The sequence below is a fragment of the Alloalcanivorax marinus genome, from assembly GCF_016785095.1.
Lineage (GTDB): Bacteria > Pseudomonadota > Gammaproteobacteria > Pseudomonadales > Alcanivoracaceae > Alloalcanivorax > Alloalcanivorax marinus_A.
On the sequence record NZ_JAEKJB010000008.1, the window covers coordinates 428,588 to 443,358 of the forward strand.

General features: G+C 67.2%; 13 protein-coding genes. 12 read left to right on the top strand and 1 reads right to left on the bottom strand.

Going from position 1 to position 14,771, the window contains the following annotated elements; all coding sequences use genetic code 11:
• Positions 1-139 precede the first annotated feature (139 nt).
• Positions 140-2,344 carry a hypothetical protein gene (locus JF515_RS09000; RefSeq protein ID WP_203103376.1) on the top strand — a complete coding sequence of 735 codons (2,205 nt, stop codon included), beginning with the start codon at positions 140-142 and terminating at the stop codon, positions 2,342-2,344.
• Here JF515_RS09000 and JF515_RS09005 read toward each other — a convergent pair.
• Positions 2,341-3,780, bottom strand: coding sequence for an aminotransferase class I/II-fold pyridoxal phosphate-dependent enzyme (locus JF515_RS09005; RefSeq protein ID WP_203103378.1), 1,440 nt, complete (start codon positions 3,778-3,780; stop codon positions 2,341-2,343). The two genes, JF515_RS09000 and JF515_RS09005, sit on opposite strands and share 4 nt — an antisense overlap.
• 172 nt (positions 3,781-3,952) lie before the next feature.
• Here JF515_RS09005 and yrfG point away from each other — a divergent pair, with 172 nt between their 5' ends.
• The 11 genes from yrfG (at position 3,953) to JF515_RS09060 (ending at position 14,771) form a co-directional block, all read left to right on the top strand.
• On the top strand, positions 3,953-4,606 hold the full coding sequence (gene yrfG / locus JF515_RS09010) for a GMP/IMP nucleotidase (RefSeq protein WP_203103380.1): 654 nt from the start codon (positions 3,953-3,955) through the stop codon (positions 4,604-4,606).
• Positions 4,603-4,998 (top strand): RNA-binding S4 domain-containing protein, encoded by a 396-nt coding sequence (locus JF515_RS09015; RefSeq protein ID WP_203103382.1) that lies wholly within the window; start codon positions 4,603-4,605, stop codon positions 4,996-4,998. Before yrfG ends, JF515_RS09015 begins: the two co-directional genes overlap by 4 nt.
• Positions 4,995-5,870, top strand: a complete 876-nt coding sequence (hslO, locus tag JF515_RS09020) for an Hsp33 family molecular chaperone HslO (RefSeq protein ID WP_203103384.1) — start codon at positions 4,995-4,997, stop codon at positions 5,868-5,870. The genes JF515_RS09015 and hslO overlap by 4 nt, the downstream gene beginning before the upstream one ends.
• Positions 5,871-5,970: 100 nt before the next feature.
• Positions 5,971-7,515, top strand: a complete 1,545-nt coding sequence (locus JF515_RS09025) for a phosphoenolpyruvate carboxykinase (RefSeq protein ID WP_203103386.1) — start codon at positions 5,971-5,973, stop codon at positions 7,513-7,515.
• A 160-nt stretch (positions 7,516-7,675) separates the two neighbouring features.
• On the top strand, positions 7,676-8,968 hold the full coding sequence (locus JF515_RS09030) for an NAD(P)/FAD-dependent oxidoreductase (protein WP_203103388.1): 1,293 nt from the start codon (positions 7,676-7,678) through the stop codon (positions 8,966-8,968).
• 36 nt (positions 8,969-9,004) lie between these two features.
• Entirely contained in the window at positions 9,005-9,940 is a 936-nt protein-coding gene (locus JF515_RS09035) for a YihY/virulence factor BrkB family protein (protein WP_203103390.1), read from the top strand.
• A gap of 116 nt (positions 9,941-10,056) precedes the next feature.
• Complete coding sequence (locus JF515_RS09040) at positions 10,057-10,845, top strand: glucose 1-dehydrogenase (RefSeq protein ID WP_203103392.1); 789 nt, start codon at positions 10,057-10,059, stop codon at positions 10,843-10,845.
• Positions 10,846-10,879: 34 nt separating this feature from the next.
• Entirely contained in the window at positions 10,880-11,539 is a 660-nt protein-coding gene (locus JF515_RS09045) for a glutathione S-transferase family protein (protein ID WP_203103394.1), read from the top strand.
• A gap of 71 nt (positions 11,540-11,610) precedes the next feature.
• On the top strand, positions 11,611-12,747 hold the full coding sequence (locus JF515_RS09050; RefSeq protein ID WP_203103396.1) for a PQQ-dependent sugar dehydrogenase: 1,137 nt from the start codon (positions 11,611-11,613) through the stop codon (positions 12,745-12,747).
• A 78-nt stretch (positions 12,748-12,825) separates the two neighbouring features.
• Positions 12,826-14,112 (top strand): glycerate kinase type-2 family protein, encoded by a 1,287-nt coding sequence (locus tag JF515_RS09055; RefSeq protein ID WP_238400947.1) that lies wholly within the window; start codon positions 12,826-12,828, stop codon positions 14,110-14,112.
• An 83-nt stretch (positions 14,113-14,195) separates the two neighbouring features.
• Positions 14,196-14,771 carry an NnrU family protein gene (locus tag JF515_RS09060; protein ID WP_203103398.1) on the top strand — a complete coding sequence of 192 codons (576 nt, stop codon included), beginning with the start codon at positions 14,196-14,198 and terminating at the stop codon, positions 14,769-14,771.

Here is a 14,771-nt window from a genome sequence, read left to right on the forward strand (position 1 = left end):
AGATACAGTTTTCCGTAAATGGCTGACACAGTGGCGGGACTGTTGCAGTGGAATCCTGGCAACTGTATCTGGTTCACCCAGCGGTTGAGTGGCCCAATAATCAGCACACAACAACAAATAAATTTCGGGAGACCCAACCATGCCCTTGCTCCGATTCCCCGGCGCGGCCCTGGCCACCGGCGCCGCCTGCGTATTCATCCTGCTGTCCGGCTGCGGCGGCTCAAGCTCCTCCGGCGGGGCGGAACCCGCCCCCGGGGTGGACCTCTCCGGCCTGGATCTGAACACCGCCGAATACTGCGATCTGACCGTTACCGACCGTTGCCTGTACCCTTTCCCCAACGACTTCTTTACCCGCGCCGACAGCACCACGCCCACCGGCCGACGGGTGAATTTCCAGCCCCAGGCAATGCCGGTGGCCCAGCCCGTGTCCATTGCCGCCAACCCCTATGCGCCCACCGGCGTGGAGACCACCGAGGCCACGCCCATCGATCCCACCGAGTGGAACCGTAACGACGGCTTTTCACCGGGGGCCATGATTCAGACGCGGGTGGCGGATGTGGACCTGGCCGCCAGCGGCGCGGTGGGCATCGGGGATCTGTCCGAGGCCAGGAATCCGGACGCGCCGATCCTGGTGCTGGACGCTGAAACCGGCGAGCGGCAACTGATCTGGGCGGAACTGGACGCCAACGCCAGCAGCGACGAGGGTCGGGCGCTGATCATCCGCCCGGCGAAAAACCTGATCGAAGGACGCACCTATCTGGTGGTACTGCGCAATCTGGTGGACAGCCAGGGCCAGGCCATCGCGGCGACGCCCCTGTTCAGGGCTTACCGGGACGGGTTGGATACCGGCCAGCCGGTGCTGGAGGCCCGGCGGGACGCCATGAACACCCTGTTCACCACCCTGGAAAGCCATGGCATCGAGCGGGACGGGCTGGTGCAGGCCTGGTCGTTCACCGTGGCCAGCCAGAAGAGCCTCACCGAACGGCTGCTGCATATCCGCGACCAGGCCTTCGCCAGCCTGGGCGGCGGCGCGCCGTCGTTCACCGTGGACGAGGTGGGCGAGAGCATCCAGGGCAGCCCGCGCTCCGGTTTGAGCAGGGGCATCAGCGGAACCTTCCAGGTGCCCAACTTCCTGAATCAGGCCGGCGGCGTGCCCGGCTCCCGTTTCCACTATGACGACAACACCGACCCGGATGCCCTGCCCACCCGGTTCAACGGCGACGATACCGTCACCGCGCGCTTCCGCTGCCAGGTACCGGACACCGCGGTGGCCGACTTCGACGATCCCAACAGCCCGGTGACGCCGGCGCGGGCGGCGCTCTATGGCCATGGTCTGTTCGGCGAAGGGCCCGGCGGTGAGTTCCGCTCCGGCAACGTGCGCGCCATGCAGACCGAGCACAACATTCTGTTCTGCGCCACCGACTGGATCGGCATGGCCCAGGAGGATTTCCTGGCCGGGGTGATCCACCGCCTTCTGGCGGACCTGTCGCAGCTGCCCAACCAGCTTGACCGCAGTCAGCAGGGCCTGCTCAACGCCATGTTCCTGGCCGAACTGCTGCGGCACCCGGACGGCTTTGCCTCTCATCCGGCCTTCCACCATGGACCAGACGATACCCTGATCTACGACCCCACCGAGGTGTTCTACGATGGCAATAGCCAGGGCGGCATCCTGGGTGGCGCCCTGGTGGCCACCGCGCCCAATATCCAGCGCGGCGTACTGGGCGTGCCGGGCAGCAATTACAGTCTGTTGCTACGCCGCTATGGCCCCTTCGCGGAACGTTTCGGGGTGATTCTCTATCAGGCCTATCCCAATGAACTGGACCGCAGCCTTACGTTGGGCCTGATGCAAATGCTCTGGGACCGGGCCGAGAACAACGGCTATCTGAGCCACCTGGCCGGTCGCTACCTGCCCGGCACCCCCACCGGCAAGCGGGTGCTGCTGCATCCGGCCCTGGGCGATCACCTGGTCACGGAATGGAGCGCGGAAATCATGGCCCGCACCATCGGCGCCGCCATGCACGAGCCCACCGCCCGCCTCGGCGAGCATCCGGACGCCAACCCCTATGTGGACATCGACCGCATCGAGCAATACCCCTACCACGGCCATGCCCTGATGGTCTGGGACAGCGGCGACCATGACCCGCTCAGCGGCCACGGCACGCCCTTCGCGCCGCTCACCAACACCGGTCCGGTAGCCGGCGAGGACCCCCACGAATCGCCGCGCAACACGGTCAGCGCCCGGCTGCAAAAGTCGGAATTCCTGAAATCGTTCGGCGCGGTGGTGGATGTGTGCGGGAACACGCCCTGCTACAGCGACGACTACACCGGCCTCAGCCGCGACTAGCGCCGCTTGTTCTCCGCCGCCAGCTCGGCGGCGGTTTCCCCCAGCCAGCACAAGGCCCGGCGCACCTGAGCGGTGACCGGGCTGCCGGCGTTGAGGCGCAGATAATCAGCGTGCTTGCCATCCAGGGAAAAGACGCCGCCGGGGAACACATGGATGCCACGGGCGGCGGCGCGCTGGAACAGGGCCCGGGTGTCCACCCGGCCGGGCAGGCGCACCCACAGCACGCAGCCACCGGTGGGTCGGGTCAGCCGGGTGCCGGGCGGGAAACAGCGGCGCACCTCCCGGGCCATGGCGTCCACCTGTTGTTGCAGATGGCCGCGCAGTTCGCGCAGATGCTGAGCGTAGAAGCCGCTTTCCAGTAGCCGCCCCATGACGATCTGCGAGATCGAGGTGGACGTAATGGTGCTCAGTTGCTTGAGTTCCCGGAAGCGCTTCTGGAACCGGCCCGCCGCCGCCCAGCCGATGCGCAGGCCCGGCATCAGACTCTTGGAAAAGCTGCTGCAATAGAGCACCAGCCCACTGCGATCGAACGCCTTGGCCGGCGGCGCCTGCTCCCGGTAAACGGTATCGCCCCAAACGTCGTTCTCGATCAGCGGCACCTGGTAGCGTTCGGAGAGCGCCACCAGGGCCGCCTTGCGTTCCAGGCTCATGGTGAAGCCGAGTGGATTCTGGGCATTGGTGGACACCAGGCAGGCGGCCACGCCACCGCGCCGGAACACCTGTTCCAGGGCACTGAGGCTGATGCCCTGGCGTGGATGAGTGGGCACCTCCACCACCTTGCGCTGGTGGGTTTCCAGCAGCAGCAGGGCGCCGTAGTAGGTGGGCGATTCCACCACCACGGTATCACCCGGCCGGCTGACGCTGCGCAACGCCAGGGACAGCGCCTCCATGGCGCCGCTGGTGACGATGATGTCCTCGGCGGTGACCGGCACCTCGTAGGACAGGCTGCGGCGCGCCAGATGGTGGGTAAACAGGGGACAGCCGTTGGGGTGCATGTAGTCCCAGGCGTCCAGAGCATGGTGGCGGGTGACATCACGGATGGTGGCCATCACCCGGTCCACCGGCAGCACCTCAGGGCCCGGCAGGGCGATGCCCAGCCGTACCATGGCCGGGTCCGCGTGCAGCTCCATGTAATGCAGCACCTGCTCGCTGAGCGACACTTCCACCGGCAGCAGCGGGTAGCGGGAACCGTCCGGTTCCGGGATGTCGAGGACATCGGAGCTGCGCACATAAACGCCGGATTGGGGGCGGATATCCAGGTAGCCCTCCGCCTCGAGCTGGCGGTAGCTCTGCATCACGGTATTGACGCTGACCTTGAACAGGGCGCTCATGCGCCGCACCGAAGGCAGTTTCTGCCCCACGGCGAAGGACCCGGCACCAATCTGCTCAAGCAGACGGCGGCTGATACGTTCGTAGAGGAACCGGTCGTCGATCACCGGCGACACCTGTTGTTGTTATCGGAATGACATCATTCTGCCCTACCCGGCCCGGTTTGTAACCGCGCCCGGGGCCTTTGTATTTCGGCGACCGCCCCTATATTGCATACTGTGCGCCCTCGGTGGATCGCGGCTGAAGCCGCGATCCACCGCCCCTGACGCAGGCGAGGCAATGATCGACTGGACCGACATCGACACCGTGCTGCTGGACATGGACGGCACCCTGCTGGACCTGGCCTTCGACAACTGGTTCTGGCAGTGCCACGTGCCCGAGCAGTACGCACTCAGCCGCGGCCTGGACTACCCGGAGGCGGAGCGCATCCTGCACGACTGGATCGCCAGCCATCTGGGCACCCTTAACTGGTACTGTCTGGATTTCTGGACCCGCGAGCTGAACCTGAACATCGCCGACCTGAAACGCGCGGCGGCCCATCGCATCAGCGTGCGCCCCGGCGCCGAAGCGTTCCTGGCGGCCCTGGCGGACAGCCCGCGACGCGTGATCATGGTCACCAACGCCCACCGCCAGGCCCTGGAGCTGAAGCTGGCGCGCACCGGTATCGACCGCTATTTCGATGCGCTGGTGTCCAGCCACGATTACGGGCACCCCAAGGAAGCCCAGGATTTCTGGCACCGGCTGCGCGACGCCCACCCGTTCGACCCGGAACGGGCCCTGCTGGTGGACGATTCCCTGCCGGTGCTGCACTCCGGGCGACGGTACGGCCTGGGCCATCTGGCCAGCATCCGGCAGCCGGACTCCAGCCTGCCGGCGCGGGCCGACACCGACCCGTTCCCGGCCATCGACGACTTCCTGCGGGTGCTGCCATGAGCGACGGCACCCGCGTCGATTCCTGGCTGTGGGCGGCCCGCTTCTTCAAGACCCGGGGGCAGGCCAAGCAGGCCATCGAGGGCGGCAAGGTGCAAGTGGATGGCGCCAAGGCCAAGCCCAGCAAGGCAGTGCAGCCGGGCAGCGTGCTTACCATCCGCAAGGGCGACATCCAATGGACGGTGGTGGTGGAGGGCCTGAGCAACAAGCGCGGCCCGGCCAGCGCCGCCCAGCAATTGTACCGGGAGACCGAGGACAGCATCGCCCTGCGCGAGCAGGGCGCCGAGCGCCGCCGCCTGGCGCGCCTGGCCGCCCCGATCCCCGACCACAAACCAAGCAAGAAGGAGCGCCGCGACCTGGCGCGCTTCCGACGTGACCATGAAGGTGAACTGTGACCGACAACCCGGCAGCCGACCAAAAGCAACGCTTCCTGTTTCCCGATTCCGATATCCGTGGCGAGCTGGTGCGCCTGGAGCGCAGCCTGGCCGAGGTGCTCGGCGCCCATGACTATCCCATGGTCGTACAGGGGCTGGTGGGCGAGGCGGTGGCCGCCGTGGCGCTGCTCACCGGCACCCTCAAGTTCGAGGGCCGGCTGAGCCTGCAGGCCCAGGGCCGTGGCCCGGTGTCCCTGCTGCTCGCCGAGTGCACCCATGACGGCCAGCTACGCGCCCTGGCCCGCCACGACGAGCGGGCCGCCGACTGCCCGGCCACGGTCACCGATCTGATCGGCGACGGCACCATGGTGATCACCATCACCCCGGCCCGGGGCCGCCAGTACCAGGGCATCGTGCCCCTGGAGGGCGACACCCTGGCACGCTGCCTGGAAGGCTACTTCCAGCAGTCCGAACAATTGCCCACGCGACTGTGGCTGGCCGCCGGCAACGGCCGGGCGGCGGGCATGCTTCTGCAGCGCCTGCCGGACCGCGCCGCCGGCAATGAGCACAACGCCGAACACTGGCGGCACCTGGAGACCCTGGCGGATACCCTGACCATGGAGGAGCTGCTGGACCTGGATACCGAGACGGTATTGCGCCGGCTGTTCCATGAAACCCCACCCCGGCTGCCCACCCCACAGGGGCTGCGTTTCGGCTGCACCTGCTCCCGGGAACGCACCCGCGACGCCCTGCTGTCGCTGGGCGCCGCCGAGCTTCGCCAGCTTCTCAAGGAAGATGGCGAAGCCACCCTGACCTGCGATTTCTGCCTTTCCCGGGAGCACTTCGACGCCGTGGATCTGGCCGAACTGGTCCGCGAAGCGGAAACCCGATAACCCCGGCGGCACGGGCCCGGGGCGGCGTCGCCAGCGGGCCGCTTTTCTGTCATAATCGCGCGCCTGTCAGCGTAGCCAGGCGGAAAGCCCAGGAAGAACCATGACCAATCCTATGACCTATAACGATCTCAGCCCGGCACAGCTCGTTGAGCTGGCCATTCAGCGCAACGAGGGTCGCCTCTCCGATAGCGGCGCCCTGGTGGTGGAAACCGGCCACCGTACCGGCCGTTCCCCCATGGACCGCTTCATCGTCGATGAGCCCAGCACCAGTGAGCACATTCACTGGGGCCCCATCAACCGCCCGTTCGAGGCGGACAAGTTCGACGCGCTGTGGGATCGGGTCGCGGCCTTCGCCGCCGAGGACGACACCTTCGTCTCCCACCTGCATGTGGGCGCCGACGCCGACCATTACCTGCCGGTCAAGGTCACCGCCCAGACCGCCTGGCACAATCTGTTCGCCAACACCCTGTTCATCCGCCCGGACAAGTACAACCCGCGCGCCAAGGAAGAATGGCAGATCCTGCACGCGGTGAACTTTCAGTGCGACCCGGAGCGCGACGGCACCAACTCCGACGGCTGCGTGATCTTCAACTTCGCCCAGCGCAAGATCCTGATCGCCGGCATGCGCTACGCCGGGGAGATGAAGAAGGCCATGTTCTCGGCGCAGAATTTCCTGCTGCCGGAAAAAGACGTGCTGCCAATGCACTGCTCCGCCAACGTCGGCGAGAACGGCGACGTGGCCCTGTTCTTCGGCCTGTCCGGTACCGGCAAGACCACCCTGTCCGCCGACCCGGCCCGTTACCTGATCGGTGACGACGAGCACGGCTGGGGCAAGGACGTGGTGTTCAACATCGAAGGCGGCTGCTACGCCAAGTGCATCGACCTGAGCCAGAAGAACGAGCCGATCATCTGGGACGCGATCCGCTTCGGCGCGGTGCTGGAAAACGTGATCCTCAACGAGGAAACCCGGGTGCCGGACTACAACGATGTGTCGTTGACCGAGAACACCCGCGCCGCCTATCCGCTGGAAAACGTGGAAAAGCGCGTGATCGAGAACCACGCCGGCGAACCCAAGCACGTGATCTTCCTGACCTGTGACCTGACCGGGGTGCTGCCGCCGGTATCACGGCTCACCCACGAAGGCGCCGCCTACCACTTCCTGAGCGGCTACACCGCCCTGGTGGGTTCCACCGAGGTGGGCGCCGGCAAGGGCATCAAGAGCACCTTCTCCACCTGCTTCGGCGCCCCCTTCTTCCCGCGCCGCGCCGGCGAATACGCCGAGCTGCTGATCAAGCGGGTCAAGGAATTCGGCTCCAAGGTCTACCTGGTCAACACCGGCTGGACCGGCGGCCCCTACGGTGAAGGCGAGCGTTTCAGCATCCCCACCACCCGCGGCGTGATCGATGCCATCCTCAGCGGTGAGCTGGACGAGGCGGAAACCGAGCACCTGGACATCATCAACCTGGACGTGCCCAAAAGCGTGCCCGGCGTGGACGACAAACTGCTCCAGCCCAAGGCCACCTGGGCCAACCCGGAGAACTACGAGGCCAGTGCCCGCGATCTGGCCCGCCAGTTCGAGGCCAACTTCGCCGAGAAGTACGCGGACGTCTCCGACGAGATCCATAACGCCGGGCCGAAGGCCTGAGCCGCCGGCTCCGCCGCTGAAAAAGCCCGCCAACCGGCGGGCTTTTTCGTTCATGGCCCTTTGACCCATGGGTCAAAAGTCGAAAAACAGTCCCAACGGACAATTTCACGCCTTTCCCCCACGGCGTTAGACTGGCCGCCGTGACGCAAGGAGTCCATTGATGAGCAAACCCAAGATTGTCGTGGTCGGCGGCGGCGCCGGCGGCCTGCCACTGGTCACTCAGCTGGGCCGCAAGCTCGGCAAGTACGGCCGTGCCGACATCACCCTCGTGGACACCAGCAGCATCCATGTCTGGAAGCCGCGTTTCCACGAGGTGGCCACCGGCGCCATCGACGCGGACCTGGACGCGGTGGACTACCGCGCCCACGCACGCCTCAATCACTACCGCTTCGAGCCGGGTACCCTGACCCGGGTGGACAAGGAACGGCGCACCCTGGTGCTGGCGCCGATCACCGACGCCGACGGCGAGCAGGTGCTGCCCGAGCGGGAACTGGATTACGACTACCTGGTGATCGCCGTGGGTAGCCAGAGCAACGATTTCGGCACCCCCGGCGTGCGCGAACACTGCCTGTTCATGGACACCCGCGCCCAGGCGGAACGCTTCCGCGAACGCTTCATGAACACCTGCCTGCAGGCCAACTACCGCAACGACCCGGTGTCCGTGGCGATCGTCGGTGGCGGCGCCACCGGCGTCGAACTGGCGGCGGAAATTCACCACGCGGTGGCGATGCTCAAGCTCTACGGCCACGAGCACCTGGATCGCAAGCAGCTCAACGTGACCCTGGTGGAAGCCATGCCACGCATTCTTCCGGCGCTGTCCGAGCGAGTCTCCGCCGCCGCGCAAACCCGCCTGGAAGCCCTGGGCGTGACCGTGCGCACCAGCGTCATGGTGGCCGAAGCCAACGAGCACGCCCTGATCACCAAGGATGGCGAAACCCTGGCGGCGGACCTGATGGTCTGGGCGGCCGGCGTCAAGGCACCGGAATTTCTTGGCAAGCTGGACGGTTTCCAGGTCAACAAGATCAATCAGATCGAAGTGGAACCCACACTGCAGGCCAAGGGCAACGAGCGGGTGTTCGTGATCGGCGACTGCGCCTTCCTGAAACCGGAAGGCGCCGAGAAGCCGATTCCACCCCGGGCCCAGTCCGCCCAGCAAATGGCTCATCACACCGCCAAGAACCTGCAGCGCGTGCTGATGAACCGGGACGCCAAGCCGTTCGAATACCGCGACCACGGCTCCCTGGTGTCACTGTCCAATTACAGCTCCGTGGGCATGCTGATGGGCAACCTGAAAGGAGGCAACTTCTTCGTCGAGGGCTGGCTGGCGCGCATCATGTACGTGGGCCTGTACCGCATGCACCAGGCGGCGCTGTACGGCTGGCCGCGCACCCTGCTGCTGCTGGCCGCCGGCCGCTTCAGCAAACTGGTGCGCCCACGCCTGAAACTGCACTGACCGCCCCCGCGACGGACCGGCCAACGGAGAGCGGCGATGAAAGCAGCGGTGCGTGACTGGGTTGATGTATTTCGCCAGGCGTTGCGCTTCTGGATGGACGCCAACGCCATCAGCCACGCCGGCGCGCTGGCGTTCTTCACCCTGTTTTCCATCGCCCCGGTGGTGATCCTGGCGGTACAGGTGATCAGCCTGGTGATGAGCACCGACGCCGCCATGGCCCAGATCATGACGCAACTGAACGACACCGTTGGCCCGGAAGCGGCCCAGACCGTACGCGAGGCGGTGGAACGCAGCCGCCTGGACAGCAGCGGCATCGTGCCAACCCTGGTCGGTCTTGGCGCCATGCTGGTGGGCGCCACCACGGTGTTCGGCCAGATGCAGCGCTCGCTCAACACCATCTGGGACCTGGCGCCGCGACCATCGCGCAACACCATCCTGGCGCTGCTCAAGAGCCGGTTGATGTCACTCACGGTGGTGCTGTCCATCGGCTTCGTGTTGCTGGTATCGCTGTTTCTCAGCGTGCTGGTGCAAAGCGTGATGGTGTTCGCCCGGGACTGGCTGCCGATCCCCGCCGGCCTGGCGGTGGGCCTGGAAAGCCTGGTCTCCGTGGCGGTGATCACCCTGTTGTTCGCCACCATCTTCAAGGTGCTGCCGGACGCGGTGCTGCGCTGGCGGGACGTGCGCCTGGGCGCCTTGATCACCGCCTTGCTGTTCATCCTGGGGCGCTTCCTGATCGCCTTTTATCTGTCACACACCGCCACCGCTTCCACCTACGGCGCCGCCGGTTCCCTGGTGCTGCTGTTGCTGTGGGTCTACTACTCGTCGCTGATCCTGTTGTTCGGCGCCGCCATCACCCGCGCCCACACCGAGGCCCGGGGCGTATCGGTACGCCCCAGCGCCAGCGCGGTACGCGTTTACCGCCACTTCACCGAGACCCCGTCCGACGACGGGCCGGCGGAACCGCCGGCCTGAGGCGCGAGGCGCCTGTCACTACTTTCTTGGCGCTTTTGACAATGCCGGACCGTGTCGCCAATCCGCTACAGTAGGTATTCGATAACGACTATTCGATAACAACGGAGAAAAGCGCCATGGGCGATCAAGGACTGGCCGGCAAGGCCATCGTGATTACCGGAGCGGGCTCGGGCATCGGCCGGGTCACCGCCGAACGGTTGGCCGCCGAGGGTGCCCGCCTGATGCTCGGCGACATCGACGCCGACGCCGCCGAAGCCGCCGCCCGGGCGATCCGCGCCGGTGGCGGCGAAGCCCGCGCCCAGCGGGTGGACGTGACCCGGGACAATCAGGTGGCGGCTCTCGTGAACGCCACCGTGGACGCCTACGGCGGCCTGGACGGCGCCTTCAACAACGCCGGCATCGAGGAAGAAAACCACAAGGTGGCGGAGGTGGACGAGGCCCTGTTCGATCGGATCATGGCCATTAACGTCAAGGGCGTGTGGCTGTGCATGAAGCACCAGACCGCCGCCATGGCCGCCGACGGCGGCGGCAGTATCGTCAACACCGCCTCCGTGGCCGGGCTGGTGGGCGCGCCACGCAAGGCCGCCTACGCCGGCAGCAAACACGCCGTGGTGGGCATGACCAAGAGCGTGGCCGCCGAGTACGCCCGCCAGGGTATCCGCGTGAACACCGTCTGCCCGGGCATCATTCGCACCGCCATGATGGAGCGCGCCATCGAGCAGGCGGCCCGGGCCGGCTACGCCAGCGAGGAAAAACAGCGCCAGTTCCACGCCGCCATGCATCCCCTCGGGCGGGTCGGCGAAGCCGGCGAAGTGGCCGAGGCGGTGCGCTGGCTGCTGTCCGGCGCTTCGTCCTTCGTCACCGGCCATCAACTGGCGGTGGACGGCGGCCTGACCGCGCTTTGATCCAACCTACCTTTATTTTTTCGGGAGAAACCGGATGCTGAAACTGCACGGCTTCGACGCCAGCAACTATGTGAACATGGTGAAATTCGTCCTGCTGGAAAAGGGCGTGCCCTTCGAGCAGGTCACCCTCTACCCCACCCAGGACGATGCCGTGCTGGCGGTCAGCCCGATGGGCAAGGTGCCAGTGCTGGAAACCGACCAGGGTCACCTGTGCGAAACCAGTGTGATCCTGGAATACCTGGACGATACCACCGACGGCCCGGCCTTCTATCCGGCGGACCCGTTCCAGCGCGCCCGGGTCAAGGAGCTGGCCAAGCTGGTGGAACTGTACATCGAGTTACCCGCCCGCCGCTGCTATCCGGAAGTGTTCTTCGGCGGCCAGGTCAGCGACGAAACCAAGGAACAGACCCGCGAGGCCCTGCTCAAGGGCATTCGCGCCCTGAACCGGGTGGCGGACTTCTCACCCTACCTGGCCGGTGACCTGCTCAGCGCCGCCGACGCTCTGTTCCTGTACAGCGCCGACCTGGCCCAGGCGGTGGCCGGCAAGCTGTTCGGCCTGGACCTGCTTGCCGAAGCGCCAGGCAGCGCCGACCTGCTCCAGCGCCTCAACCAGCGCGACAGCGCCAAGCAGGTGGCCGCCGAACGCGACGCCGCCATGGCGAAGTTCCTCAAATACGCTCGCGGCGGCAAATAAACCACCGCCTTCACGGCGCCTCGGCGACATGGCATGCTCAATGGCCGTCTCCCCCAGCACCGGAGCCCGCCATGCCGCCCCGTCTTTCTCACTCCGCCCTGGTCCTGTTTGCCGCCCTGATGGCCGGCTGCGCCGGAGCCGACGCCCCGTTGACGCCCCAGGAACGCACCGACCTCACCGCGACGCCGGTGGTGGAAGGGCTGGCCCATCCCTGGTCGCTGGCGTTTCTGTCCGACAGCGAATGGCTGATCAGCGAACGCGGCGGTACCCTGCGCCGGGTGGTCCAGGGTGAATTGCGGGACAAGCCCGTCACCGGTGTGCCGGCGGTGGTGGCCAAGGGCCAGGGCGGCCTGTTCGACGTGCTGCCCCATCCGGATTTCCAGAACAATCGGCTGGTTTACCTGAGCTACGCCAAGGCCTGCGGCGACGGCGGCGCCACCACCGCGGTGGGCCGGGGCGTGTACCACGACGGTGAACTGGTCGACTTCGAGAATCTGTTCGTGGCGGAAAGCGCCTGCACCGACACCGCCAAGCACTTTGGCGGGCGCATGGTCATCGACGACGACGGCTACCTGTTTCTCACCATCGGCGACCGGGGCCAGCGCGAGCGCGCCCAGGACAACAGCGAGCATGGCGGCAGCGTGCTGCGGTTGCACGACGACGGCCGGGTACCCGGGGACAATCCGCTGGTCGGCGACGCCAACGCCCGGCCGGAAATCTGGAGCTGGGGCCACCGCAACCCCCAGGGCCTGGCGCTGCACCCGGACACCGGCGAGCCCTGGCTCAATGAGCATGGCCCCCGTGGCGGCGACGAGATCAACCGGGTGGAAGCCGGCGTCAACTACGGCTGGCCGGTGATTACCTACGGCAAGGAATACTATGGCCCCACTATCGGTGAGGAAAAGAAGGAAGGCTACGCCCAGCCTCTGCACTACTGGGTGCCCTCCATCGCTCCCTCGGGCCTGGCCTTCGTCACCAGCGAGCGCTACCCGGACTGGCGCGGCGACGTGCTGTCCGGCGCGCTCAAACTCACCCACCTGAACCGGGTGCGCTTCAATGGCACCGAGGCGGTGGCGGAACTGCGCTACCTGAACAAACGGGGCGAACGCATCCGCGATGTCCGCCAGGGCCCGGACGGGCACCTCTACCTGCTAACCGACAGTCCGGACGGCGCCCTGCTGCGCCTGAATCCGCCGCTGGACGGCTAGCCCAAATAGCCCGGGCCATGTGACCGGTGTCATCAATATGAGCAACCGTTTCAGAGTGGTCTTCCGTCGCGAGTCACAATGATCGAAGCTGTGGGGATGAACAATCCCCGTGCTTTTCTCGAATCCCTGTTCCACGCCGCCGTGACGGCGTCTCTTCCCGAACACTGCCTGCCGCCGCGCCTGCCCGGGCCCGCGCCAGGGCGTACCCTGGTGCTGGGCGCCGGCAAGGCCGCGGCGCACATGGCCGCGGTGCTGGAGCAACACTGGCCCGGCGACCCGGCGTGTCTCGAGGGCCTGGTGGTGACCCGCCACGGCCAGGCGGTGCCGACCCGCCACATCGAAGTGGTGGAAGCCGCCCACCCGGTGCCGGATGCCGCCGGCGAACAGGCCGCCCGGCGCATGCTGGCGCTGGCCGAAGGCCTCACCGCCGAGGACCGTGTGATCGCCCTGATCTCCGGCGGCGGCTCTTCCCTGCTGCCGTTGCCCGCCCCCGGCCTGACCCTGGCCGACAAACAGGCTCTCAGCCGGGCACTGTTGCGCAGCGGCGCCACCATCTCCGAGATGAACACCGTTCGACGGCATCTGTCGGCGATCAAGGGCGGTCGCCTGGCCGCCGCCTGCCACCCGGCCCCGGTGCACAGCCTGCTGATCTCCGACGTGCCCGGCGATGCCCCCTGGGACATTGCCTCCGGGCCCACCGTGGCCGATCCCACCCGGCGCCAGGACGCGCTGGCCATTCTGCGTCGTTACCACATCGACACGCCGCCGTCGGTGCGCGCCCACCTGGAGCAGCCGGACAGCGAAACCGTGAAACCGGACGATGAACGCCTGGCCGGCAACACGGTAACCCTGGCGGCCAGCGCCCAGACCGCCCTGGAGGCCGCCGCCCAGGCCGCCCGGGCCGCCGGCGTCACGCCTTTGATTCTCGGCGACGGCCTGGAAGGCGAAGCCCGGGAACTGGGCCGGGTGCTGGCTGGCATCGCCGGCCAGGCACGCCGCCACGGCCAGCCGGTGGCGGCGCCCTGCGTATTGCTGAGTGGCGGCGAGACCACGGTGACGGTGCGCGGCCAGGGCGTGGGCGGGCGCAATGTGGAAGGGCTTCTGGGCTTTGGCCTGGCGCTCGGTCCCGCTCCCAACGTGCACGCCCTGTTCGCCGACACCGACGGCGTCGACGGCGGCGCCGAACTGGCCGGCGCCTGGTGGACGCCGGACACCCTGGACCGCGCCGCCGAACGCGGCCTGGATGCCCGCGCCGCCCTGGATGACAACGACGGCCACGGGTTTTTCCAGGCCCTCGGCGACAGCCTGGACAGCGGCCCCACCGGCACCAACGTGAACGACTTCCGCGCCATCCTGATCACCTGAGCAGGCGCCCGGGTCAGTGACCGGCCCGGCGCCGGTCGGCTATGCTCGCCGGAGACTCAGCCACCGATATAAGGAAGCCGGTCATGGCCATAATGATTCTGGGACTCGTCGTGTTCCTCGGCGTGCACTCGATTCGCATCGTCGCCGAGCCCTGGCGCCAGGCACGCATCCAGCGAATGGGTCCGATGGCCTGGAAAGGCCTGTACTCCGTGGTGGCCCTGATCGGGCTGGTGCTGGTGATCTGGGGCTACGGCCAGACCCGGCTGGACCCGGTGTGGGTATGGCAGCCACCCACCGCCCTTCGCCACCTCACCCTGTTACTGATGATTCCGGCGATGATCCTGCTGGTGGCCGCCTATGTGCCCGGCAATGCCCTCAAGGCCCGTCTCGGCCACCCCATGCTGCTGGCGGTGAAGGTGTGGGCCCTGGCCCACCTGCTGGCCAATGGCCGGCTCGGCGACATCATCCTGTTCGCGGCCTTCCTGGGCTGGGCGATCCTGGCGTTCCGCGCCGCCCGGCGCCGGGAGCCGGCCGCCGGTGGCGGCGGTCGGGGCGCCGCCACCCTGATCACCGTGGTGCTGGGCCTGGTGTTGTACGGCCTGTTCGCCGGCGTGCTGCACGCCTGGCTGATCGGCGTGCCGGTGATGCCCGGCGCCTGA

Excerpts from the sequence above, each read along its gene's own strand:
- JF515_RS09000 (WP_203103376.1), top strand. The coding sequence starts at position 140 with ATGCCCTTGCTCCGATTCCCCGGCGCGGCCCTGGCCACCGGCGCCGCC.
- JF515_RS09060 (WP_203103398.1), top strand. The coding sequence starts at position 14,196 with ATGGCCATAATGATTCTGGGACTCGTCGTGTTCCTCGGCGTGCACTCG.
- JF515_RS09045 (WP_203103394.1), top strand. The coding sequence starts at position 10,880 with ATGCTGAAACTGCACGGCTTCGACGCCAGCAACTATGTGAACATGGTG.
- JF515_RS09025 (WP_203103386.1), top strand. The coding sequence starts at position 5,971 with ATGACCAATCCTATGACCTATAACGATCTCAGCCCGGCACAGCTCGTT.
- JF515_RS09040 (WP_203103392.1), top strand. The coding sequence starts at position 10,057 with ATGGGCGATCAAGGACTGGCCGGCAAGGCCATCGTGATTACCGGAGCG.
- JF515_RS09050 (WP_203103396.1), top strand. The coding sequence starts at position 11,611 with ATGCCGCCCCGTCTTTCTCACTCCGCCCTGGTCCTGTTTGCCGCCCTG.
- JF515_RS09035 (WP_203103390.1), top strand. The coding sequence starts at position 9,005 with ATGAAAGCAGCGGTGCGTGACTGGGTTGATGTATTTCGCCAGGCGTTG.
- JF515_RS09015 (WP_203103382.1), top strand. The coding sequence starts at position 4,603 with ATGAGCGACGGCACCCGCGTCGATTCCTGGCTGTGGGCGGCCCGCTTC.
- JF515_RS09055 (WP_238400947.1), top strand. The coding sequence starts at position 12,826 with ATGATCGAAGCTGTGGGGATGAACAATCCCCGTGCTTTTCTCGAATCC.
- JF515_RS09030 (WP_203103388.1), top strand. The coding sequence starts at position 7,676 with ATGAGCAAACCCAAGATTGTCGTGGTCGGCGGCGGCGCCGGCGGCCTG.
- yrfG (WP_203103380.1), top strand. The coding sequence starts at position 3,953 with ATGATCGACTGGACCGACATCGACACCGTGCTGCTGGACATGGACGGC.